General features: G+C 33.8%; 21 protein-coding genes and 3 tRNA genes. 18 read left to right on the top strand and 6 right to left on the bottom strand.

Features of this window, described 5'->3' with window-relative positions; all coding sequences use genetic code 11:
• Nucleotides 1-13: 13 nt before the first annotated feature.
• Complete coding sequence (locus tag IPZ78_RS10165) at nt 14-2,497, bottom strand: bifunctional UDP-N-acetylmuramoyl-tripeptide:D-alanyl-D-alanine ligase/alanine racemase (protein ID WP_225553314.1); 2,484 nt, start codon at nt 2,495-2,497, stop codon at nt 14-16.
• 18 nt (nt 2,498-2,515) lie between these two features.
• Between IPZ78_RS10165 and IPZ78_RS10160 the strand changes: the two genes are divergently transcribed.
• The 3 genes from IPZ78_RS10160 to IPZ78_RS10150 all read left to right on the top strand — a co-directional run bounded on the left by IPZ78_RS10160 (nt 2,516) and on the right by IPZ78_RS10150 (nt 3,884).
• Complete coding sequence (locus IPZ78_RS10160) at nt 2,516-2,992, top strand: regulatory protein RecX (protein WP_225553312.1); 477 nt, start codon at nt 2,516-2,518, stop codon at nt 2,990-2,992.
• A gap of 112 nt (nt 2,993-3,104) precedes the next feature.
• Nucleotides 3,105-3,404 (top strand): hypothetical protein, encoded by a 300-nt coding sequence (locus IPZ78_RS10155; RefSeq protein ID WP_225553310.1) that lies wholly within the window; start codon nt 3,105-3,107, stop codon nt 3,402-3,404.
• 63 nt (nt 3,405-3,467) lie between these two features.
• The gene (locus IPZ78_RS10150; RefSeq protein ID WP_225553308.1) at nt 3,468-3,884 is read left to right on the top strand and encodes a tail fiber domain-containing protein; all 417 of its coding nucleotides are present in this window, start codon (nt 3,468-3,470) and stop codon (nt 3,882-3,884) included.
• A 76-nt stretch (nt 3,885-3,960) separates the two neighbouring features.
• On the opposite strand, the gene IPZ78_RS10145 is transcribed toward IPZ78_RS10150, so the two are convergent.
• The gene (locus tag IPZ78_RS10145; protein ID WP_225553306.1) at nt 3,961-4,992 is read right to left on the bottom strand and encodes a porin; all 1,032 of its coding nucleotides are present in this window, start codon (nt 4,990-4,992) and stop codon (nt 3,961-3,963) included.
• 494 nt (nt 4,993-5,486) lie between these two features.
• On the opposite strand from IPZ78_RS10145, the gene IPZ78_RS10140 reads away from it, so the two are divergent.
• The 3 genes from IPZ78_RS10140 to IPZ78_RS10130 all read left to right on the top strand — a co-directional run bounded on the left by IPZ78_RS10140 (nt 5,487) and on the right by IPZ78_RS10130 (nt 6,092).
• Nucleotides 5,487-5,562, top strand: a tRNA-Gly gene (locus IPZ78_RS10140).
• A gap of 5 nt (nt 5,563-5,567) precedes the next feature.
• Nucleotides 5,568-5,652, top strand: a tRNA-Leu gene (locus IPZ78_RS10135).
• Nucleotides 5,653-6,010: 358 nt separating this feature from the next.
• Nucleotides 6,011-6,092, top strand: a tRNA-Leu gene (locus tag IPZ78_RS10130).
• A gap of 221 nt (nt 6,093-6,313) precedes the next feature.
• Here the strand turns inward: IPZ78_RS10130 and IPZ78_RS10125 are convergent.
• The 3 genes from IPZ78_RS10125 to IPZ78_RS10115 all read right to left on the bottom strand — a co-directional run bounded on the left by IPZ78_RS10125 (nt 6,314) and on the right by IPZ78_RS10115 (nt 8,492).
• Entirely contained in the window at nt 6,314-6,802 is a 489-nt protein-coding gene (locus IPZ78_RS10125) for a hypothetical protein (protein ID WP_225553304.1), read from the bottom strand.
• Nucleotides 6,803-6,876: 74 nt separating this feature from the next.
• Nucleotides 6,877-7,824 carry a polysaccharide deacetylase family protein gene (locus tag IPZ78_RS10120; RefSeq protein ID WP_225553302.1) on the bottom strand — a complete coding sequence of 316 codons (948 nt, stop codon included), beginning with the start codon at nt 7,822-7,824 and terminating at the stop codon, nt 6,877-6,879.
• 179 nt (nt 7,825-8,003) lie between these two features.
• Nucleotides 8,004-8,492: a hypothetical protein gene (locus tag IPZ78_RS10115; RefSeq protein WP_225553300.1), complete on the bottom strand. Its 489-nt coding sequence runs from the start codon at nt 8,490-8,492 to the stop codon at nt 8,004-8,006.
• A 197-nt stretch (nt 8,493-8,689) separates the two neighbouring features.
• Here IPZ78_RS10115 and ychF point away from each other — a divergent pair, with 197 nt between their 5' ends.
• The 12 genes from ychF to IPZ78_RS10055 all read left to right on the top strand — a co-directional run bounded on the left by ychF (nt 8,690) and on the right by IPZ78_RS10055 (nt 22,776).
• Nucleotides 8,690-9,790, top strand: a complete 1,101-nt coding sequence (gene ychF / locus IPZ78_RS10110) for a redox-regulated ATPase YchF (RefSeq protein ID WP_225553299.1) — start codon at nt 8,690-8,692, stop codon at nt 9,788-9,790.
• 125 nt (nt 9,791-9,915) lie between these two features.
• Nucleotides 9,916-10,491 (top strand): NADPH-dependent FMN reductase, encoded by a 576-nt coding sequence (locus tag IPZ78_RS10105; protein WP_225553297.1) that lies wholly within the window; start codon nt 9,916-9,918, stop codon nt 10,489-10,491.
• Nucleotides 10,492-10,533: 42 nt separating this feature from the next.
• The gene (locus tag IPZ78_RS10100; protein ID WP_225553296.1) at nt 10,534-11,112 is read left to right on the top strand and encodes a DJ-1/PfpI family protein; all 579 of its coding nucleotides are present in this window, start codon (nt 10,534-10,536) and stop codon (nt 11,110-11,112) included.
• An 8-nt stretch (nt 11,113-11,120) separates the two neighbouring features.
• A complete protein-coding gene (locus IPZ78_RS10095; protein WP_225553294.1) occupies nt 11,121-11,498 on the top strand; it encodes a hypothetical protein in 378 nt (125 codons plus the stop codon).
• A 62-nt stretch (nt 11,499-11,560) separates the two neighbouring features.
• The gene (ppk1, locus tag IPZ78_RS10090) at nt 11,561-13,618 is read left to right on the top strand and encodes a polyphosphate kinase 1 (RefSeq protein WP_225553292.1); all 2,058 of its coding nucleotides are present in this window, start codon (nt 11,561-11,563) and stop codon (nt 13,616-13,618) included.
• Between the two features lie 38 nt (nt 13,619-13,656).
• Nucleotides 13,657-14,718 (top strand): PA0069 family radical SAM protein, encoded by a 1,062-nt coding sequence (locus IPZ78_RS10085; RefSeq protein ID WP_225553290.1) that lies wholly within the window; start codon nt 13,657-13,659, stop codon nt 14,716-14,718.
• 126 nt (nt 14,719-14,844) lie between these two features.
• Nucleotides 14,845-15,222 (top strand): hypothetical protein, encoded by a 378-nt coding sequence (locus IPZ78_RS10080; RefSeq protein WP_225553289.1) that lies wholly within the window; start codon nt 14,845-14,847, stop codon nt 15,220-15,222.
• Nucleotides 15,223-15,720: 498 nt separating this feature from the next.
• Nucleotides 15,721-17,910: a glutamine synthetase III family protein gene (locus tag IPZ78_RS10075; protein ID WP_225553287.1), complete on the top strand. Its 2,190-nt coding sequence runs from the start codon at nt 15,721-15,723 to the stop codon at nt 17,908-17,910.
• Between the two features lie 88 nt (nt 17,911-17,998).
• A complete protein-coding gene (gene kdsB / locus IPZ78_RS10070; protein ID WP_225553285.1) occupies nt 17,999-18,742 on the top strand; it encodes a 3-deoxy-manno-octulosonate cytidylyltransferase in 744 nt (247 codons plus the stop codon).
• A 344-nt stretch (nt 18,743-19,086) separates the two neighbouring features.
• Complete coding sequence (locus IPZ78_RS10065; protein ID WP_225553283.1) at nt 19,087-20,013, top strand: hypothetical protein; 927 nt, start codon at nt 19,087-19,089, stop codon at nt 20,011-20,013.
• 142 nt (nt 20,014-20,155) lie between these two features.
• Nucleotides 20,156-20,656 (top strand): MepB family protein, encoded by a 501-nt coding sequence (locus IPZ78_RS10060; RefSeq protein WP_225553280.1) that lies wholly within the window; start codon nt 20,156-20,158, stop codon nt 20,654-20,656.
• A 527-nt stretch (nt 20,657-21,183) separates the two neighbouring features.
• Complete coding sequence (locus IPZ78_RS10055; RefSeq protein WP_225553278.1) at nt 21,184-22,776, top strand: hypothetical protein; 1,593 nt, start codon at nt 21,184-21,186, stop codon at nt 22,774-22,776.
• 97 nt (nt 22,777-22,873) lie between these two features.
• Here IPZ78_RS10055 and IPZ78_RS10050 read toward each other — a convergent pair.
• Nucleotides 22,874-23,153, bottom strand: a 280-nt coding sequence (locus IPZ78_RS10050) for a transposase (RefSeq protein WP_225553275.1), incomplete at its 5' end; no start/stop codon positions are given.

Genomic DNA, 23,153 nt, shown 5'->3' with positions numbered 1-23,153 from the left:
TAATAATTTAGATTTATTCATAATAATAAACACGCTTTACACGAGATGATATACCTGTAAGTAATTCGTAAGGTATAGTTCCTATATTTTGAGCCGCTAATGCCATATCAGGAAACACAATTACTTCATCTCCTTCCTTTGCTTCAATATCGGTTATATCCAACATACACATATCCATACAAATATTCCCTACTGTTTGTACCAATTGACCATTTATCTCCATCTCGCCCACACCATTACCAAATCGTCTGCTATACCCATCTGCATATCCAATTTTGACAGTAGCAATAATAGAATCTCGTGTCAGCAGCCCCTTGCGATCATAGCCAATCGTTTCATCTTTCGGAATATGCTTAATCTGGGTAATAGTAGTTTTTAACACACCCACTTGTTCCAAAGTTAATTCTTTAGGATTCATATCGAAACCATATAAACCTATCCCCAGCCTCACCATATCCATATGTCCTTCAGGATGGTGGACAATTCCAGAAGTATTACAAATATGCTTTAAAAATGAATACCCAAGAGCCGTGTTTATTTTATCTGCATTTGAGTTAAACTGTAAAAACTGCTTAGCAGTAAAATCTTTCAATGACTCGACACCAGCCCCTACTAAATGAGAAAACACCGATTTTATTCTAACTTCCTTTTGATTTTTTAAAATAAGTAATAGTTCATCTATTTCATTATCCATGAAGCCCAACCTATGCATCCCTGTATCCAATTTAATATGAACTGGGTAATCATTAATATTTTTATTTTTCAAATATTGAACAAAAACTTTAAGTATTCTAACTGAATATATCTCTGGTTCAAGGTTGTATTCAAGAATATCATCAATTGCACTTTCATGTGGGCTTAACACCATAATTGGCAATTTAATTCCTGATCTTCTCAACTCACTCCCTTCATCGACAAAAGCAACTGTCAGATAATCTACATTATTAAACTGCAAGATATTAGCGACTTCATAGGAACCACTACCATAAGAAAAAGCCTTAACCATAGCCATCATTTTGACAGAAGAATCAATCTTAGAACGATATTGTTTCAAATTATGTTCCAATGATTTCAAATTAATTTGCAATATAGTTTCGTGAGATTTTTCAGTTAACAATCTACTTATGGTTTCAAGTTTATATTTACGAGCCCCCTTAATTAAAACAACAGAATCCTTAAAATTCAACTGTGACAAGTTAGACAATAAATCTTCGGTAGATTCATAAACATGAATATTTCTAGAAAAGTCAAACACCATAGACTTAAATCTTCCCCCCACTAAGATAATTTCGTCTAGCTGTACCGTCGACAAAACCTGATGTAGCTTATTCAGAAATTTAGCAGTTAATTCTTCTCCTTCAAAATCACTAAGAATAAGTTTTTTCTTATCATATTGATTTTGTTGATTCAAAAAGTCCAAGGCTATATTTAACGAAGCTAAATCATTTGAATAAGAATCATCGATTATGCTGCTATTATTTTTACCCATTTTCAATTGCAAGCGCATATCCAAAGGTTTTAATAATGCTATTCGATCACGAATTATATCAATAGACACCCCTATTTCTAATAAAACTAACACACAAGTCAATGCATTATCAATGGAAGCCTTGTCGATAAAGGGGATACTTAATTCAAAATCATAGTTTCTATACGACAAGTGCACCTGCGTATATAATTCATAAGAATGAATAGCTAGTACACGAAGAATATCCGTATTAGATACTCCCCAACTCACGATACGTTCATTAGAAAGATATTCATTGAGAACTTGTGCTGATGGAACAAATATCTTTTTGGACCTAATGAATAAATTCCATTTTTCTGCAAGCTTGACCTCTTTAGAGACAAAGCCTTCACGATGTGCTGGTCCTAATGAGGTAAATATCCCCAAACTTGGACGAATCATTTCTTCTAAATAATGCATTTCGTCCACAGTACTGATACCCGCCTCTATCAAAGCAACATCATAATCATTAGTTAAGTCCCATAGAGATAATGCCACACCTAACTGAGAATTGTAGCTTTTTGGACTTTGATACACTTTTTTAAGTCCTTTTAAAAGTTGTGACAACCACTCCTTTACAATAGTTTTCCCATTACTACCTGTTATACCAATAACTGGAATTTGAATAGAATTTCGATGTAATGACACCAGACTTTGCAAAGCGCGTAGTGTATTTTTGACCCAGATAAAATTTGCATCCTGAAAATTCTCAACATTTAAAGCTAAATCGGATACTATAAAGTTACGAACACCTTTTTGATAAGCTTCATAAACAAATCTATGTCCATCTTGTTGACCTTGCAGAGCAAAAAACAAACTATCAGCCCCCGTATGCATTTTACGTGTATCGTATGACAATCGACTAAATGTCAAATTAGGCTGTGTAAGTACGGTTTTAATAGGTTCAAAAACCTTTACAATATCATTGATTATGTACATATCCTTGTTATTCATACAAATTTCACCATTATTTTTTAATAAGTCTGTCATTTTTTCAAGATTTGTAGAATGGATGGTTACGAAAGAAACAAAAAAAATTACACACCAAATCAAGCTAAGTTAAAAATTGAAAGTTTTTGCGCTTACCAAGAGAGGTGTCAACAGGAAGTTCGTGATAAATTATATGAATGGGGTTTGTACGAGACCGATGTAGAAAATATTATAGCAAATCTTATTTCAGAAAATTTTCTTAATGAAGAACGATTCGCTAAAGCTTATGTAGGTGGAAAGTTTAGAATGAAAGATTGGGGAAAAATCAAAATCATTCAACACCTCAAGTTAAAAAAAGTATCACAACCTCTAATCAAAATCGCTCTTAGAGAAATCAATGATGAAGAATATATTGAAAAGATAAAAATTCTAATCAATAAAAAAACCTTTAATCAACCCCATAAATTGTCCTACACAGCAAAAGCAAAATTAGTTCGTTACCTTCAATCAAAGGGATTTGAGAACGATCTTATATTTATACATTTGAAAGATTAAGAGGCGCAATTTATGACAAAAATGTAACAGAATTAATATTTATAAAAAAGTATATTTTCGTATTTTTACAAATAATATCAAACATTAAATCAAAGGGTTATATACAGATTATATGCGAATAAAATTAATTCAATATATACTTTCAGTAATTTTATTGAGTTGTTTGGCATTTAAGACAAGCGCTCCTTTGATTCATATTACCTCACACAATACTGAATTTGTAGAACAATTCTCTACCGAAAACGAAACTAAAGAAATTGAGAAGCTTTATGAGATTGAAGTATTTATTCAATCCGTATTTTCATATCTTTTCGTATCTAATAGTATTGAATTAAATTTCATTGAAAAAAAACATAAATTACCATTTATACATTTTCAATTACACTACCCCCCTCCAAATGTATTAATCTAATCGAACAATACAATTCTTTAATACAATAACAATAAAAATATTTAATTATATAATCATTTTACTATGACATTAAGATCAATCGTCATTTTAGGCGCTATCATGGGAATCGTGCATACTGTCAATGCACAACAATTAACTGAAAAAGAACTGAAAGTAAATGTTGAAACAATTTCTCAACCTTTTGCTGTAATAAATAATCTAGAGCCAATTACTTTCAATTACAACACTGATAAGTTTAAAGCATTTGAATTACCTAAGTCCAAACAATATGGATTCACTGCAGAAAATGCAGCTCCAGAAGTCGTGAAGACACAATCTAAAATTTACAAATCAGGAAAAAATGCCACGAAAACAGTAAAATATGACGAAGTGAATAATGAAAATCTTATTCCTGTATTAGTAGCTGCAATTAAAGAACAACAAGCGGAACTTGAAGCTTTGCGTAAAGAACTTAATGAATTAAAAAATTCAAAAAAATAAAACAAAAAAGGGATTTTGAAAATCAAAATCCCTTTTTTAATTAATTATTATAGATTTATTAATATACTTTTACAGACTAAAAAGCATACACCACTGCTAATGAAAATTGCGAAGCTGATTTAGTAGAAGTCGTAAAATCACTTTTCAAGAATGGCATTGAATCATTAGAATCAAACCGAACTTCGGGAATGAATGACAATCCTCCATGAGACAACTTACCTGTCAATGTGAATGAAGTTATTTCTTCTCCTTCATCGCTCCCCACATCTTTGGTTTTATAAAATTCACCTCTTGCACCAATTTGAGCATAATCAGTTATATTGTATTTAGGATATAAAGCCACACCCTGAAAACCTCCTTCTGATTTGAACGTATAATCAGCAGCGTTAAGCCCTACTGAGAATTTCTCTGACACCTCATAACTTGCTACTAAATCATAAATCGTACCTGACGAATACTCATCTTTACCACCCGCTGAAGTACCAGTTAGGAAATTCGCATAAATACTTAGCCCCTCTATTGGAGCAAGATTTAATTGCGCCCCAAAATGTGATACACCATTCAAATCTTTATAGGTGTTCCAATCGTTAAATAATCCTGCCATTAAAGAAACCTTATCTGAAAATGCATATGTCCCCTTGATTCCTGCATTTTGAAACGGACCGGCTCCAAAAAGATATGATGTGCTATAGTGGAAATTTGAAGCTGGGGATATCACCTCCAACCCAATAAAAGTCCCCATATAACCAGCAGTCATTGAAAATTTGTCTGAAAAAGCATAATCTACATATAAATTCTGTATATGAAATGAGTTATCATCTGTACCATCACCATTTGGAATAGTTAAATATTGACCTCGGGGACCAAATGAAACCTCCCCGACGAAGGATGCTTTCCCTGTAGACTTCTTGATCGCTAAATTAAGCATGCCCAAGGAGATTGAATTATGATCATTAGCAAAATAAGTCTGGATATTCTCACCATTTGCAAAATCATACTTCCAATATGCATCAGCCGAACCAGAAATTTCAATACCACCAACACTTTCTTGAGAATAAGATACATAAATCGATAAAAATAGGGAAAAAAGTAAAGTTATTTTTTTCATAATTTTAAGTTTAGTTTGTTTTATTGGGTTAACTATAAATAATCGAAACAAATTAATGAAAACTAAAACAAAACATGATATTTTTTTATAATTTTTAACAAAAAAAACATGTATTTGTTTAAATATTGTATAAATATTAAACAAATAATGAAATTATTTTAAACAAAAACAAGTTTAAAACAAAAAATTAATAAAAAAAGTAATTAAAATTTTTATTTATAATAAAAAAAAAGAAAATTAAATACAAAACAAGACAAATTAAAGACAATTAACCCAACACACTTGAGAAGTATTTAATCAAAATCATATAAAACAATTAAAACAGCTAAATGCATTAAATTATTCTACCTGATAATCAAACAAATGCCAGTACAACACAGGAAAAAGCCACTTTATTTTCAAAAACATTTTGCAGAAATGGAATATAGCTCTATATTTGCATCATCAAATCGGAAGGACGCGATGTCCAGACAACTTTTGAAAGACTTAAAAAAGCGAAAATAGCTCAGCTGGTAGAGCACAACCTTGCCAAGGTTGGGGTCGCGAGTTCGAATCTCGTTTTTCGCTCCAGAGTTGCCTAGGTGGTGGAACTGGTAGACACGCAGGACTTAAAATCCTGTTCCTGTTAAAGGAGTGCGGGTTCGATTCCCGCCCTAGGTACGTTTAACCCTTGATAAAATTTATCAAGGGTTTTCTTTTTTTATAGGATTTTAAACTGAACACCTACCTAAAGAGCTATTGAAGTAGCTCCACCAGACAAGAAACTATCTGCTTTTATTCGAGAAAATTATTTAACACCGAATATAACATCATACTTCAACTCTTATACGACAGCTGTTAGCACAAATTATGCTATGATTTATACAGAGATAGAGAGATACATTTTACAAAACGCATAACAGACAATAACTTATTAGCACTATTAATTAATAACATGCGCTAATTTATCTTTGTGCATATTTATTTTGCATTTATTTATTAAAAATCTATATTTGCAACGTTGAAAACGACGCAGCTTGCCCAGCTGGCGGAATTGGTAGACGCGTTGGTCTCAAACACCAATATCTTCGGATGTGCCGGTTCGACTCCGGCGCTGGGTACTAAAAAGCCCTTCTCAAATTGAGAAGGGCTTTTTAGTTTCAGAATTAACACCTAAAACCCCAGGTATTTCTTAAACATCGATAATTACTGACACTAAGCTAATATTTAACGCTTTGAAAAGTGTACTCAAATAAATTACTCCAACAAAAAAAGCCTCGCCAGTAAATCTAGCGAGGATTCGGATTCTATTGATATCTACTGTCGTAAAATCAATAGAACCTTAAAACTCTTTATCATATGTACGTAACCAATGCTTGTTTCTATCCATTGGCGTTTCATTTACTTTATATTCTAAACGAATTCCATTCAAACGACGACGTTTGATTCTTTTGTTTACCTCATCACGAAATGCAATTCCTACAATTTGGTAAATACCAAAAGCTGTCCCATTATATTTTGAATTGATCGCATCATCATCCACCAACTCCAGATCAAAAAAACAATTCAAGTAATCCTTCCAAAAAAGAATAGGATTTTCTTCCTTATCTGACAAACTATTTGTATCGTAACAATCCTCGTCATATATCTCAAAATGATCTGCCAGCACTTGATTCGTTTTAGCTAAAAAAACTTTGCCCAACTCTGGGTTTTCTAAAGGTAAAACTGAAATAACATCACGTTCTTCCAACATATCAAACATAGTATGCTCGCTAAAGCATTGAACCATATCTTCCAACAGTTCCTCTATATTATTAAACATCTTAGCCATGCTACAAAGTTACAAAGTAATTTAAACAAATAAGGCATATCAGAAGATATGCCTTATTATTAAAGATTGAACTTTTAATATTTTACTGGATAATCTTCCATAAACTCAAACTTGTACCCTTTTGCAATCAATTTATCTACCAAATCATTTAACAGTTTTTGACCTGATCTCGTTTGAAACATGTCATCATGCATCAAGAAAACTACATTATTAGGTTCCTTTGAGGATTTGTTATCCATGAAATTTACGATTTTATTGAATATTGATTCAACAGGTACATTTGTTGTACCAGATACACTATTTAACCGCCATTCTACATCCCAACCAAATATTTTATAACCATCTTTAAATAATGAATCAGCCGTAGGAGCAGCATTTTGAATATCTATTTTGCGCTCATTATCATATACCCAAATATTTCTACCTGGTAGACGTGCAACTTTACTATCAAATTTTATAAGCTCTTCATTTTTTTTAAAATCCTGAAATGCCTTTTGACTATTACTATAGAAAGTTTGCAACCTGTTATAACCGTGTGTGTAGCTGTGGTTATACACTGCTACTAAAGGATTTTCGATATATAAATTCAAATCACGAAGCCTATACTTGCCCATTGCAGAATGTCTTCCTACCACAAAAGCATTTACTTTAATTTTCTTAGCCCTCGCCAGCGAGTCAATAGCCCTACTTCCAACTAAAGGGCCATCGTCAAACGTTAAATAAATATGTTTGGGGTGTTTATCAAATTCTCTTCTTAAAGAATCCTTAAGTCTCCTCTTTTGTGTTTTTTTATCTACAGGATTCAAACTATCTACTGTAAACTTCAACTGATTTTTACGAAGAGAATCCCATTTAGCATGAAGAGTCGGCTTGTCAAAAATGATAACTTCCAAATTCTCTACTATAGAATCTATTTTCTGCGATCCGAATGCGGAATTAGAAATATTTTGACAAGAAAAAAAACTTAGAGACGCGAGAGTAATTGCACACAAAGTCAACAAACCCTCATTTATTTTCAACATTATAGAATGTATTAATTTTTACAAAAATAAAAGAAAAAACTTGACAAGCACAATTTATAAATACTATTTATATGTCATAAGTAATGAAAAAGCTACAAATAAAAAAGTCGGTTTTTAGTGTACTAAAAACCGACTCAAACTTATTCTTCAAAGAATTTGTTTTATTAAATATTCAGTATTTATCGACGATTGTCATGTCTATGATTTCTATTCTTTCTACTTTCTTTATGTGATTTACCATGATGTTTCATATCCTTTGACGAACGTCTATTTACTTCATATCTATGGTGACGAACATCCCTTAATACGGGTTGATTATGATATGATGAGTATCTTCCATACTCACTTCTGTGACGTCTATGATGATTCCAAGGATTATGATCATTGATAACTACTTTATGTGTACGATATAAGTCAAAATTACGATAGCGACCAGGAAGCTTTGATTTTGTAACCCATCTATTGCCCTGAAAATAGGTATACCTACGTGATCCGACGTTATAATAAGCATCTATTGCCGGAATATAATAGAAACGAACATAATCGTAGCCAACAGGTCCCCATAGTGGTTGTGCCCCTATATTTATATTTACACTGACTTGTGCACTTGAAGATTTTGCAATAAATAATCCCCCAATTAATAATGTAATGTAAAGTAGCTTTTTCATAGTAACCTCCTTTTAAATTATGTTTATTTTGAATATTATGACTACATAGTATTACGAAAAGATTAATCGGAAAAGTGTTAAAAAATGTAAAGAAGAGTCAAAATTCACATCCACAAGCAATTAAAAGTAAATAAAGGAGTATCACAGTATTTTGTTATCTTTGCACAAATTTTAAAATCTTACAGCATAAAGAATTTATGGCTTTACAATGTGGTATCGTAGGCCTACCAAACGTAGGTAAATCGACATTATTTAACTGTTTGTCTAATGCAAAGGCACAGGCAGCAAACTTTCCATTCTGTACAATAGAACCAAACGTAGGTGTCATCACTGTACCTGATGAACGTCTTAATAAATTAGCTGAACTTGTAAATCCACAACGTATCGTTCCTAACACGATCGAAATTGTAGATATCGCTGGTTTAGTAAAAGGAGCATCTAAAGGTGAAGGTCTTGGTAACCAATTCTTAGGCAATATCCGTACAACAAATGCTATCATTCACGTATTGCGTTGTTTTGATGATGGAAATGTCATTCACGTAGATGGTTCTGTTGACCCTATTCGTGATAAAGAAATCATCGATACGGAGCTTCAATTGAAGGATTTGGATACCGTAGTAAAACGTATTCAAAAGGTAGAGAAAATGGCAAAAACGGGGGGTGATAAAGACGCAAAGAAAACGTTCGAAATCCTTTCTGTTGTTAAAGAACATTTAGAAGCTGGTAAATCGGCTCGTACAGCAGCTATCTCAGAAGAAGATTTTGAATATATCGCTGACCTTACTTTATTAACTATAAAACCAGTTTTATACGTTTGTAATGTGGATGAAGCATCTGTAAACACAGGTAATTCTTACGTTGATCGCGTAAAAGAAGCTGTAAAGGATGAGAAAGCACAGGTACTAATTATCTCTGCACAAATTGAGTCTGAAATAGCACAATTAGAAAGCTACGAAGAGCGTCAAATGTTCTTAGACGATTTGGGTTTAGAAGAATCAGGTGTTTACAAATTGATTCGTGCTGCTTACTCGTTATTAGACTTAGCGACATATTTCACTGCTGGTGTACAAGAGGTACGTGCTTGGACTATTGAATTGGGATTCACAGCTCCGCAAGCTGCAGGTGTGATTCACACTGACTTTGAAAAAGGTTTTATCCGTGCAGAAGTAATTAAATATGCGGACTTCATTCAATACGGTTCTGAAAGTGCGGTAAAAGAAGCTGGAAAATTAAGTGTAGAAGGTAAAACATACATTGTAGAAGATGGTGATATCATGCACTTCAGATTCAATGTGTAATAGATAAATAACAAGAAATTATAGAAAGGGTTGATATGTTTATCAACCCTTTTTTATTAACTTCATACCAACAATTCTGACTTGAGTATTACAGATTATAAAATCACATTAAGTAATTTAGACTTATGAAAATATTAGCATTCGGAGCCAGCAATAGCTCCAAATCCATCAATAAAAAATTAGTTACAAGTGTTTCTAAATATTACAAAGAAGCAGACGATATAAAAGAAATCTTAGATTTGAATGATTTTGTTATGCCTGTTTTTTCTGTTGATTTAGAAGCAGAGATTGGCATTCCGCAACAAGCATTAGATTTCGCTGCTAAAATTGATTGGGCAGATTTTATACTTATCTCCTATGCAGAGAATAATGGAAATTATAACGCTTGCTACAAAAACATCATAGATTGGGTGTCGCGCATTAAGGGGCGCAAGATTTTCAACGGTAAACCTGTATTCCTATTAGCTACTAGTCCAGGAGCGCGTGGGGGTCAATCGGTCTTGAGTATTGCAACAGCTCGCTTACCTTTTGATGGTGCAGACGTATTAGATACATTTTCACTTCCTGAATTCAATAAAAATTTTGAAGAAGGCAAAGGAATAACAGACATGTTACTACGTAGTCAATTGGAAGCTAAGGTGCGCAAAACAAAACGCACGCTGAAAGAAAAGTTTGAGGGAGATGGCCAAAACAATAGTTAAACGAATATTGTTGTATTACTATAACTTTTAAATCGATAAAAAATGGCAAAGAAAATATTATTACTTGTTGGTGATTATGTAGAAGATTATGAAGCCATGGTTCCATTTCAAGCGATGGGTGCTATAGGAATCGAGGTAGATGCTATTGCTCCAGACCGCAAGAAGGGTGATGTGGTACCTACTGCGGTACATGATTTTACGGGTGACCAAACCTATAAAGAACTAAGAGGACATAATTTCGGTATCAATAAAGATTTTGAAGCTGTCAATCCAGCGGATTACGATGGCTTATACATCGCTGGAGGACGTTCAGCTGAATATATTCGTTTAAATAAACGTGTGATTGAAATCGTCCAACATTTCTTTGAAGCAAATAAACCTGTTGCTGCCATTTGTCATGGCATTCAAGTATTGACTTCTGCAAAAGTATTGCGAGGAAGAACATTGACCGCTTATGTGGCTGTTGGACCAGACATTGAATTAGCAGGTGGAACTTGGAAAAACATTCCTGCTGACCAAGCTGTAGTAGATGGAAATTTAGTGACCTCTCCTGCATGGCCTGGTCATCAAGAAATATTAAAAGAATTCTATAAATTATTAAACATTCAGATTAGTTTATAATACATAACATGAAGAAATCTAAAAAGGTATGGCTCGTTGCTATACCTCTTATTTTAATATTGGGATACATGATTTGGGATAGCTATAGCCAACCAAGCATTGGTGATATTCCAGGAGAGTTTGAAGAGGTTGCCTTTGTGCGCAACGAACAAAACAAAGGCGGAGTTGAACGAATTTATGCAGTTACTGTGGGTGATTTGTCCAACGCAAAATACGAAGCTTGTGCTGAATTATTTCCGACAAACGATTTTAATAGCGTAACACGAGTTTTCTTTTTTGATAAGAATAAACCATATCCCACTACCCTAACATTGGAACCTCCACACTACGATACTTCAAAATATGAAGCAATAAATATTATAAAAAGAAGAGGCTCTAACGATTAGTTAACACGAAATTAACAGTAAAACAACACGCAAAGAATACATTTGAATTGATATAATTTAGTATGGGAAGAAAATATATACCTAGAGATATTAGTTGGTTGAGTTTCAATGGTCGAGTACTACAAGAGGCCGCAGACCAAACTGTCCCCCTAATTTCTAGAATTAAATTTTTAGGTATTTTTTCTAACAATCTTGACGAATTTTTCCGTGTTCGTGTTGCTGGATTAAAGCGTGCACTATTGGTCGATGAAAAGGAGGCTAAGAGTATTTTCTTTGAAAAACCACAACTTATATTGGATGAATTGAACTCCAAACTTAACAAACAACAGAAGAAGTTTGATAAAGTATGGATGAATATCCAAAAAGAAATGTCCAAAGAGCATGTATACATCAAAACAACTGACAATCTTTCGGATGAACAACAAAAATTTGTAAAAGACTTCTACATTAATGAGGTGGAATCCGACTTAATTCCAATACTTCTGGATGAAAACAAACCTATGCCATACATACGAGACAAATCATTGTATCTAGGCGTAGCGATGAAAATGAAGGACTGGAATTATGAAACCAAGTTTGCTATCATTGAAATTCCTACAGAATTTGTCTCTCGGTTTACCATATTGCCATCTCCCAAAAATGAAGTGCATGTAATCCTCTTAGAGGATATTATTAAGTTCAATTTACCGTATATATTTTCGTTCTTTGGATTTGACGACTTTAAAGCACATGCTTTTAAAATCACACGTGATGCGGAGTTTGACTTAGACAACGACATTAACACAGACATCGCAGAAAAAATTGCCAAAGCGGTCAAGAATCGTAGAAAAGGAAAGCCTACACGCTTTGTTTTTGATGAAAATATGAGTCAAAATTTAGTAGAGTTCCTTATTAAGAAAATTGGAATTTCGAAAAAAGACAGCATCATTCCTGGTCAGAAGATTCATAATTTCAAAGATTTTATGAATTTTCCCAATGTCTTCAAAAAACATAATACACCTATTGAACGAACATCATTTTTACATCCAGCATTAGCAAATACTAATCGTATAGCCGATGTCATCAAACAAAAAGATATTCTTTTAGCATTTCCGTACCATAGCTTTGACCATATCATAGACTTGCTACGTGAAGCGGCTATAGACCCTGATGTAACATCTATACAAATTACGGCTTATAGACTTGCTTCAAAATCCAAAATAGGAAATGCCCTAGTTAATGCGCACCGCAATGGAAAGCAGGTAACTGTTATGCTAGAATTGCGTGCTCGTTTTGACGAGCAGCATAATTTATATTGGAAAGAACGATTTGAAACTGAAGGTATCAAAGTACTAGTAGGAATTCCAAACAAAAAAGTTCATGCCAAATTGGGTATTATTAAAAAACGTGTAAACAACAAAACCATACAATATGGTTTTGTGAGCACAGGCAATATCAACGAAAAAACAGCAAAACTATATGGAGACTATTGCTTACTAACAAGCAATAGAGCGGTCATGGCAGATATAAACAAAGTCTTCCAAGTACTAAGGAAACCAAAATTGGACATAACAGAACATTTAGTTTCGGGAAAAGGACTACTCTTCTCTCCTACTGATATGCGGGATCAATTGTCGGCTCATATTGACAAAGAAATTCAAGAAGCTCTAGAGGGTAGAAAAGCACATATCATTATCAAAATAAATTCATTGAGTGACAAATTACTCATAAAGAAATTATATGAAGCTGCAGACGCTGGTGTACAAGTTCAATTAATTATCCGCGGAATTTATTGTGCAGTAAATCAAAACACCTTCAAATGTCCTATTGAAGCTATTAGTATAGTTGATGAGTACTTAGAACATGCTCGTGTCTTATATTTCTATCAAGCTGGTCAAGAAGCCATGTACATTTCATCTGCCGATTGGATGACAAGGAATTTAGACTATAGAATTGAGGCTGCAATCAGAATAAACGACAAAAAAATCAAAGCTCAACTTCTTGATATTTTAAACATCCAACTGAAGGATAATGTAAAAGCTCGTCGATTAAATAATCTATTGAGTAATGAATATATCACAAATGACAAAGATGTATGTCGTTCTCAAATTGAAATTTATAATTATTTAAAAACTTTATAAGATTTATTTACTAAAATTTTTAGTATTTTTATCTTCATATGGAAGGTAAAGAATATCTAAAAGGTAGAGGTGCTCAATATAATCCGCACAACAAATTCGTTCATGATGTATACGGAAAGTTTCATCATGAAGGAATTGACTCATATGATGAAGAGTCAAACAGAACTATATTCATACCTTCTGAAGCAAAATCCTTAGTTCACAAAGTAGAGAGTCCGGATGTAGGCATGGAATTTTCAGCTAATCCTTACCAAGGATGCGAACATGGCTGCATATATTGTTATGCCCGCAATTCTCATCAATATTGGGCTTTAGGTTCTGGATTAGATTTTGAACGCAAAATAATCGTTAAATCTAATGCTATAGAGCTATTCGAACATTTTGTGTCTCGAAAAAACTGGAATTTTACTCCCATTCATCTTTCTGGGAATACAGATTGTTATCAACCAATCGAGCGTAAAATGGAACTGACACGGGAAATCTTAAAAATTGCTATACAATACAAACAACCGATCAGTATTATCACGAAAAATGCACTTATTCTTAGAGACAAAGATATACTAGCTGACTTGGCTAAATTGGGGTTAGTAAAAATATTTATCTCCATAAACTCCCTAACAGAAGAGACAAGGCAAAAAATCGAACCAAGAACAGTAACTGCCAAGCAACGTCTGCGAGTAATAGAAGAATTGGCGTATTGTAATATTCCTATGGGTGTCAATGTAGCCCCCATTATTCCAGGCCTAACAGATACCGAAATCCCCAGTGTCTTAAAATCAGCAGCGGATGCAGGTGCACAATGGGCGAACTATATAATTGTTCGACTAAATGGTCAAATTGGTGAGATTTTTAAGGATTGGTTGACAATGGCCTATCCTGAACGCTCAGCTAAGATTTGGAATTCAATTCTTAGCTGTCACAACGGACAAGTCAATAACTCAAACTTCAGTGAACGTATGAAAGGCTCAGGTAAAGTAGCTTCAATTATTAGAGATATTTTTAAATTACATTGTGTTAAAAATAAATTGAACATGAAAGCCTTTGAATTTGCAGATATTGAAAGACATAGTAACAATACTGTACAACTAAAACTCTTTTAAATTTATTATGATTCAACAATAATATGTTAAAATAATGTTAAATAAGGGTGTCTATATAGCAATGGCATAATGGTTGTTTTTAAATCATTGATTTATAAAATTTTTGTTACACACTAATTAGACATTATGAAAAACACTATCAAAATTTTAAGCTTGCTATTTATTACTTTCTTTGCATTCTCATCTTGTAGTAAAGATGATGATCCAACGGATAACGATTTATTTGTTGGTAAATACAATGGCACAGTCCGTTACAACGAAGGACTTAATGAAGTTAAATCTTCTACAACTGGCTCAGTAACGGTAGCAAAAGTAGGCGACACGTATAATTTTAACTTTTCTGACGCTATTCCTTCTCTTAATGGAATCAAAATGAAGAAAGGAGAAGGTAACATTATTATTCTAAATGATGGTGCTTTAGGAAATATTTCTATTTCGGCATCAAATTTGAATATCAGTTATACAAAAGATGGGAAGACATGGTTTGCAGACTGTAAACGATAACTTAAAATCACACATAATATTAAAAAGGGCTTAATAATATGTTACTATAAACCCCAAAAGTTAGATTTAACTTTTGGGGTTTATCTTTATACATGCATATACACACTTATAGATAATAAGTAAACAAACTTTTAGTATTCTATACTATAAACATCCCACACCTAATATGGTGCAAAAACTTCTTAACCTTTATTTCATTAGTCACTAACCTAAATGATCGTATTTTTTTACTATATATATGTTGACATAATAAAAAATATAAATAGACATTTTTTGCAAGTAAGTATTCAAAAATCAAATTTTAGAACATTTTTTAACAAAAAAAATGAATTTCACTTAAAAAAAATGAATTTCACAGCACATATATCTTCAAAAAGACAATTTTTGAGCATTTTTTGTAAAAATTTTCAAAAAAATTATAAAATTCTAAAATCATAATGTATTTTTGGTCATCATTAATCAATACAGATAATAAAAATACAACCAAACAAACATAAGATGTCAAACTTCAGATTCGAATCCGTAAACGCTGCAGCCTCAAGAACAGCGTTACCAGAAGAAAAAGTAAGCACAAAAAGAGCCATTAACATTTATGGAAAGAATGTGTTCACGCCTGCTAAAATGCAAGCTTACTTACCAAAATCTACTTTCAAAGAACTTAGTAAAGCTATTGAAGAAGGAACGCAAATTTCTCGCGAGTTAGCTGATGTGATTTCGCAAGCGATGAAGACTTGGTCTATCGAAAATGGTGCTTCTCACTATACGCACTGGTTTCAGCCATTAACAGGGACTACAGCGGAGAAACACGATGCATTCTTCGAACCTGATGATAATGGTGATGCTATCGAAAAATTCACTGGTGATGCATTAGTACAACAAGAGCCAGATGCTTCATCATTCCCTAATGGTGGTATCCGTAATACATTCGAAGCACGTGGTTACACTGCTTGGGATCCTTCATCTCCAGCATTTATTTACGAAACTCCTGCAGGCAAGACCTTATGTATCCCTACAGTATTCGTTTCTTACACAGGTGAATCCTTAGACTACAAAGCTCCTTTATTGAAAGCTATCGCTTCCATAGATAAAGCAGCAACTGATGTAGCACAATATTTTGACAAACAAGTATCTAAAGTAAATGCTTCTTTAGGTATCGAACAAGAATATTTCTTAGTAGACTTAGCTTTATACAATGCTCGTCCTGACTTACAATTGACAGGTCGTACATTATTCGGTCACATGTCTGCAAAAGGTCAACAATTAGAAGATCATTACTTCGGAGCTATTCCTGAGCGTGTATTGGCATTCATGGTAGACTTAGAAAATGAATCTTTGAAATTAGGTATTCCATTAAAAACTCGTCACAATGAGGTTGCTCCTTCTCAATTTGAGTGTGCACCGATGTACGAAGAAATCAACTTGGCAATCGATCACAACCAATTGTTGATGAATGTAATGGAGCAAGTAGCTATCCGTCACAACTTCAAAGTATTATTACACGAGAAACCATATTCAGGTGTTAATGGATCAGGTAAACACAACAACTGGTCATTAATCACCAATACAGGCGTAAACTTGTTGTCACCAGGCAAAACACCTAAAAACAACTTGATGTTCTTGACATTCTTCGTAAACACTATTAAAGCTGTTTATGAGTATGCAGACTTATTACGTGCGTCTATAGCGAGTCACTCCAATGATCACCGTCTAGGTGCTAATGAGGCTCCTCCAGCTATTATATCCATCTTCTTAGGTTCTCAATTAGACGAAATCTTAGAAGAAGTAGAATCAGCACGCGTAGCGAAAAAAGTAAAAGCTGAAACAAACTTATGGCATGGTATCCCTAAAATCCCTGAATTGAGATTGGATACTACAGACCGTAACCGTACTTCACCTTTTGCATTCACTGGTAACAAGTTCGAATTCCGTGCAGTAGGTTCATCAGCGAATTCTGCATTGCCAATGACGATTTTGAACGCTATCGTAGCGGCTCAATTGATCGAATTCAAAATTGAAGTAGATAAACAAATCAAAAAAGGAACGAAAAAAGATCTTGCGATCTTAAACGTAATCCGCAAATACATCAAAGATTCGAAAGCTATCCGTTTTGAAGGAAATGGCTACAGCGACGAGTGGGCTACTGAAGCTGAAGCTAGAGGTTTGTCTAACATCAAATCTACGCCTAAAGCATTAGATGTATACGTAAAAGAAGAGTCTTTAGAATTATTCGAAAGATTAGGAATCTACACAAAACGTGAGTCAGAAGCGCGTCACGAGATCTTGTTAGAAAACTTCTACAAGAAATTACAAATCGAGGCACGTGTAATCGGTGATGTAGTAAATAGCCAAATCGCGCCTGCTTGTTTCACTTACCAAAACGAGTTGATCAAAAATGTAAAAGGTCTTCAAGATTTAGGATTAAGCAAAGAAGCTTATTCTTCACAATTGAACTTAGTAGAACGCATCTCTAAACATACAAATACAATCTTAGAGAAAGCTGAAGCGATGCGTCAAGAGCGTAAAAAAGCAAATAACATCGATGATATCCGCGAAAGATCAATTGCTTATGACGAAGCTGTAAAACCTTATTTCGATGAAATCCGTTACCACGTGAATAAATTGGAAAAAATTGTTGACGATGCAAAATGGCCTTTACCAAAATTAAGAGAGCTATTATTCATTCACTAGTAACTAATCAACCTTAATATATCAAATCGGAATAGCCAGCATTTTTGCTGGCTATTTTTTTTTACAGATTATTACCTTATTTTCGGATATGAAAATAATCGGTATCATTCCTGCACGATATGACTCAAGTCGTTTTCCAGGCAAACCTCTAGTTGATATAGCTGGACAAAGTATGATTCAACGTGTCTATAGCCAAGCCAAACACGCTTCTTCCCTATCCGAAGTTATCGTCGCTACGGATGATCAACGCATATATGAACATGTCAAAAGCTTCGCCGGCAATGTCATGATGACCAGCAAAGATCATCAATCAGGTACTGATCGCTGTGCTGAGGTAGCTGCAAACTTGATCGGTTTTGATGTAGCGATTAACATTCAAGGCGATGAGCCATTTATCGATCCGCAACAGATAGATTTATTGGTTTCCTGCTTCAAAAACACAAATACAGAAATTGCTACCTTGATTCGTCGTGTAGAGTCAGAAGATGAATTACTAAATGAGAATAAGCCTAAAGTTGTCCTAAATCGTAAAGGTGAGGCTATCTATTTTTCTAGACAGGCTGTACCATATTTACGAGGTAAGAAAATTAACGAATGGCTGTCACATAGACCATACTACAATCATATTGGTATCTACGGCTATCGCATTGATGTATTACATCAGTTGACCACATTACCCCTATCCGATCTAGAAACGATGGAATCGCTTGAACAATTGCGCTGGATAGACAATGGCTACAAAATCCAGACAGCTATATCTGAACATTCAAATGATGCGATAGACACTCCTGATGATTTAAAGCATGTCTTAAATAAGTATTTTAACCTATAAAATGCACTGCGCATTTGTAATAAAGATTTAACTTTAAATGGTAACATTATTACAAATGCGCAACAACCAATTAAAAACCAATCAACTGCACAACAGGTGGTTACGCGCTATTTTACACTTCTAAGAAATAATACTATATTGCGTATATAATAATGATGATACGAAATACGCTTCGCTCCTTTCGTATCATCGTACCGGCGGCTTGCACCGCCTGATGCACTCGGTCGCTTCGCGTACCTTCGCACATCAGACGGTTTGGCGCAATTTCAAGCTCGAGCAAGCTCGATCGAAACTGCGCCAAGCCGCCGGTACGTTATGCGACACTTTAAAACGACCGACCGAAAATGATAAACTGGTTTAAAGGAAATAAATATTCAAAATATAGAGAAATCCTTCTCAACGCTTTTCCTCAGACTTTGAAGAAAGATGTTGAAAGTGTTTTGGATATTTTACCCTTTGACGTGAACGATGTAAAATTATGTGACGGGCAAATTCACAAGGTAGAAAACCTAATTCATCCTGACTTTCAAACAGTCAATCTTGACGGAGAACTTTTGACAATACCATACAGGATTTATTTTAACGAACCTGAAATCGAAAAGGAACGAACACTTAATAACCGACAAAAATCAATTCTGAATTGTATTTTTCTACGACACCATAACGGATATATAAGACAAAGTCGCTTGGAAAAAATTGAGAACAGCGAATATTGGATTACACCTTTTACATTTCAGCTTTTAGGGGAATACGTTATCGAAATATTAGAAGTATTAGATAAACAACTTGACGACAATAAATTGGAAAACTATAAACGGTTTGCGATCGAAAATTCAAAATACTATCAGCAGACAGAAAGCCGAATGATAAGTTATTGGAATGAATATTACAGACGCAAATTCCCGAAATTAAAACTTTATGTAGGTAGAATTTTCTTCGACCTATTAAAAGCGAAATCAGTTGGAAAAAGACAAGACGAAATTGTTGAAATTGGAATTGATAGACACGAACGACTTTTTATTCGACCAAAAAATGAACGTTTTACTCTAATATACAGAACTGCAACCGAAGTGCATTGGGACGAAAAAGAATTATTTCTTTATTCACCAAAGCCAAGAGAATGGAGTTACTACGATTGGTTTAAGCATATAATTGACATAGCGGACAAAGAGTATAACAGTAAACTAATTTTAACACATCGAACAATCTGGACAAACATTGAAAACGAATTAAAGAAACAAATTATTGAAAACAGAAAAGCGATCGCATAACATTGTATTAGCAAAACACGGGTTTTAGGGACAAATAAGAAGCTTTTGCATTTTAATCAGCAACAGCCTTTTATATTTCCACTTTTCTTATTTTTGTAAATTACAGCATAGTCTGTGCTGATGTAAATTGGGAATTTTAATAATGATTATTGAATTAGTAAATACAGAAAAGCTACTTTTTGAGACCACACAATCTCAGATTTCTAATATCATCGAAGAGCATGAATCAAAAGAATATTTCGGTTACAATTTTGAACTTGCACATTTGAAATTCAAATTCAGAAAAGCCAAAATTACACCAAAAAAAGTTGGTCAGTTTGTTACTTTATGGAAAAGAAATAGTGAAAACATAACAGAACCTTTAAAAGCTTCTGATGATTTTGATTTCTACGTTGTCTTAACAGAAGATCATCAAAATCAAGGATTATTTCTATTCCCTAGACTTGAATTAACGAAAAGACAAATTCTTTCTACGGATGTAAAAGAAGGAAAACGAGGTTTTAGAGTTTACCCGAGTTGGACAGAAACTGGAAACAAACAGGCCCAAAAAACTCAAAAATGGCAAACACGATTCTTCATTGATTATTCGAATGGTCTTTCAACACATACGGAACTAATAAAAGAAATATTAGCCATAAAATAATGATGTAACAGAAGCAACATCTGCTTTGTTCACTAATCATTTCATGAAACCATCACGTAAAATATCGCAAGATTATTTTTCAGAATGAGTTGAATTCATTGACAAAAATCCCATTAATAAAAAACGTATAATATTACTATGTAACTCTTAGCGCTGGGCAACTAGTCAAGCTAGAATAACTACTATTGATTACAATGAATTTCACTATACAGCTAATATTATAGTTTTTGTATTTATCAAGAGAACAATTTCACGATGTAGAAACCCCTATCCATTATATGGATGTCTAATTTTTAAATCGTTAAAAATTAAAAAGAATAATAGCTTTTATATACAAGAATACCCTATTATAATTCAATAAAAACCCTATTTTTGAATTGCCAAATCAATTTAAAAAATAATGATAGTTCTTTTTGAGTTATCAAAGAATATTTTATTAAAAATAATTATTTCATTTTTGAAATTATTTGGTAGACATTGCTACTAAAAAGAAGAACAATTGCCTTTAGTGCACTACCTAAACAATAATGTATATATTTAATCTATTTGCTAAACACTTATTAGCGTCTGTATTTGTATTATTAATAAGTCTACAAAGCGGTGCTGCTACACGCCCATTCTACAGCAGTCCTGATTCTATTCATATTGAATTTGAAAAATTAAAGATGCGTTACCGTACCAGTTTTGAAAAATTAAAGGTGCAAGATGAACCGGATTTAGGGATGCTAGGTATTGGAGCTGATTTATTTCTTTTGAAATCCCTACCCCAATTTTATATATCGTTAAACTCCTATTCCGCAGTTCAAGGAATTCGTCCAGGTCTTATTACCTTTGGTACAGGTTTCGGATGGCACCAACAAATTGGTAAATCTCCATTATCAATTGATGCAGGATTATATTTAGGTGGTGGTGGTGGTGGTGGTGCACCAGATGGAGGTGGTTTGATTACGCGTGGTCACATACAAATGCATTACAATATTAATGCTATGAGTATTTTCGGTGGTTATTCAAGATTAGATTTCCCAACGGGAGAGTTAGGAGGACATCAATACCAATTTGGGATAAGTTTTTCGTCACCATTTTACAGATCAATTAAACCAAAAAGCATTCGCATTACGCCTTCTACAAAAGATTCTGTACAAAACACACGACAATTTCGCGTAACTGTTGGAGGGCAAAATTATTTGCATTTGAATGATAACCCAACTCTAAGTAACAATAGTCCAATAAAGAAAACAGGTGAAATCACGTTAATAGGTGTTGGCCTAGATCAATTTTTCACAAAAAACTGGTACGCCACATTAAAGCTACATGGTGCAGTATCTGGAGGTATCGATGGGTATATGAGCTACTTGGTTGGGTTGGGATATGAAGATAAATTATTTAAATCTTCTACTACTTGGGATGCACAAATAGTTGCTGGCCCGAGTGGTGGTGGTGACGTAGCGACTGGAGGGGGTAGCATTGTGCAAGCTAACATTGGATTAAGAAAAAATTTAGGAAATTCAATAAATGCAAAATTGGCTCTAGGTCACACATGGTCACCAGATGGGGATTTTTCGGGCACATTTTTAGAATTGGGGGTTTCTAAAGCGTTCCAATTTTTAATTCCCAAAAAGACTCAACGTCTATATTCACTATCTAACAATGATTATCAACGTCACATATTTGATATTACATTACTTAATCGCGTATATTTTTCTACAGATCGATTAGACAAAAATGGTTATCCATATGATGAAGCATTCAATCTTCTTGGCTTTAAATTTTCGAAACGAATACGTAATGGATTGGAAGCTATTGGAGCTACATTTTGGGCGTACCAAGGTTCATATGGAGCTTATGCAGAGGGATTACTAGGCGTAGGGTACAATAAACAGTTAATTAATGAAGATTGGACTGTAAAAGCACATTTATTATTTGGAGCTGCAGGCGGCGGCGGTATAAATTTGGGTAGTGGGCTTGTATATCAATATCAACTTGGACTGGAGCGCTCTTTAGGTGGAAATTGGGGTATACAATCAGGTATTGGGCAAATGCGAGGCTTGCAGGGAAATTTTAAACCAATCGCCTTAGACTTTGGAATCACCTATAAATTAGAGAAAACAGAAAAACTATAGCTTCCATACACTAGTTAATCAGATATATTCAAGGAGATTTTAAAAATGAAATGGTATACTAGAGGATCAAGCTGAATCCTTGGGGGGATAATCATTTTTAAGCATACAATTTCATCACTCTGTATAGGAAAAAGGTAGTATCTCTTACACCTCGAAACATACTCCTGAATGCCTTAAGTTTTGCATTGAAGGATTCTGCGGACGCGTTTGTACTTCTATTGTCGAAGTAATGTAGAATTTGAGGATGGTGAGCAGCAATTGATTTTGCTACACTCTCAAATGAAGCAATTCCCGCATTTTCTACTTGATTGTGCCACAGTCCTAACTTTGTAAAAGCAACTTTTTTATCCTTACATTTATTGAAGATGTCACCTAAG

Origin of the sequence: Sphingobacterium bovistauri (assembly GCF_020295405.1) — a bacterium.
Classification (GTDB): domain Bacteria; phylum Bacteroidota; class Bacteroidia; order Sphingobacteriales; family Sphingobacteriaceae; genus Sphingobacterium; species Sphingobacterium bovistauri.
This window is presented reverse-complemented; position numbering and strand designations above follow the sequence as displayed.

Bases quoted from the DNA above. Each gene is read 5' to 3' on its own strand.
- IPZ78_RS10150 (WP_225553308.1), top strand. From the start codon at position 3,468: ATGACATTAAGATCAATCGTCATTTTAGGCGCTATCATGGGAATCGTG.
- IPZ78_RS10065 (WP_225553283.1), top strand. From the start codon at position 19,087: ATGATAAACTGGTTTAAAGGAAATAAATATTCAAAATATAGAGAAATC.
- IPZ78_RS10165 (WP_225553314.1), bottom strand. From the start codon at position 2,497: ATGACAGACTTATTAAAAAATAATGGTGAAATTTGTATGAATAACAAG.
- ychF (WP_225553299.1), top strand. From the start codon at position 8,690: ATGGCTTTACAATGTGGTATCGTAGGCCTACCAAACGTAGGTAAATCG.
- IPZ78_RS10085 (WP_225553290.1), top strand. From the start codon at position 13,657: ATGGAAGGTAAAGAATATCTAAAAGGTAGAGGTGCTCAATATAATCCG.
- IPZ78_RS10075 (WP_225553287.1), top strand. From the start codon at position 15,721: ATGTCAAACTTCAGATTCGAATCCGTAAACGCTGCAGCCTCAAGAACA.
- IPZ78_RS10095 (WP_225553294.1), top strand. From the start codon at position 11,121: ATGAAGAAATCTAAAAAGGTATGGCTCGTTGCTATACCTCTTATTTTA.
- IPZ78_RS10115 (WP_225553300.1), bottom strand. From the start codon at position 8,492: ATGAAAAAGCTACTTTACATTACATTATTAATTGGGGGATTATTTATT.
- ppk1 (WP_225553292.1), top strand. From the start codon at position 11,561: ATGGGAAGAAAATATATACCTAGAGATATTAGTTGGTTGAGTTTCAAT.
- IPZ78_RS10060 (WP_225553280.1), top strand. From the start codon at position 20,156: ATGATTATTGAATTAGTAAATACAGAAAAGCTACTTTTTGAGACCACA.
- IPZ78_RS10160 (WP_225553312.1), top strand. From the start codon at position 2,516: ATGGATGGTTACGAAAGAAACAAAAAAAATTACACACCAAATCAAGCT.
- IPZ78_RS10100 (WP_225553296.1), top strand. From the start codon at position 10,534: ATGGCAAAGAAAATATTATTACTTGTTGGTGATTATGTAGAAGATTAT.
- IPZ78_RS10125 (WP_225553304.1), bottom strand. From the start codon at position 6,802: ATGGCTAAGATGTTTAATAATATAGAGGAACTGTTGGAAGATATGGTT.
- IPZ78_RS10105 (WP_225553297.1), top strand. From the start codon at position 9,916: ATGAAAATATTAGCATTCGGAGCCAGCAATAGCTCCAAATCCATCAAT.
- IPZ78_RS10080 (WP_225553289.1), top strand. From the start codon at position 14,845: ATGAAAAACACTATCAAAATTTTAAGCTTGCTATTTATTACTTTCTTT.
- IPZ78_RS10055 (WP_225553278.1), top strand. From the start codon at position 21,184: ATGTATATATTTAATCTATTTGCTAAACACTTATTAGCGTCTGTATTT.
- IPZ78_RS10145 (WP_225553306.1), bottom strand. From the start codon at position 4,992: ATGAAAAAAATAACTTTACTTTTTTCCCTATTTTTATCGATTTATGTA.
- kdsB (WP_225553285.1), top strand. From the start codon at position 17,999: ATGAAAATAATCGGTATCATTCCTGCACGATATGACTCAAGTCGTTTT.
- IPZ78_RS10155 (WP_225553310.1), top strand. From the start codon at position 3,105: ATGCGAATAAAATTAATTCAATATATACTTTCAGTAATTTTATTGAGT.
- IPZ78_RS10120 (WP_225553302.1), bottom strand. From the start codon at position 7,824: ATGTTGAAAATAAATGAGGGTTTGTTGACTTTGTGTGCAATTACTCTC.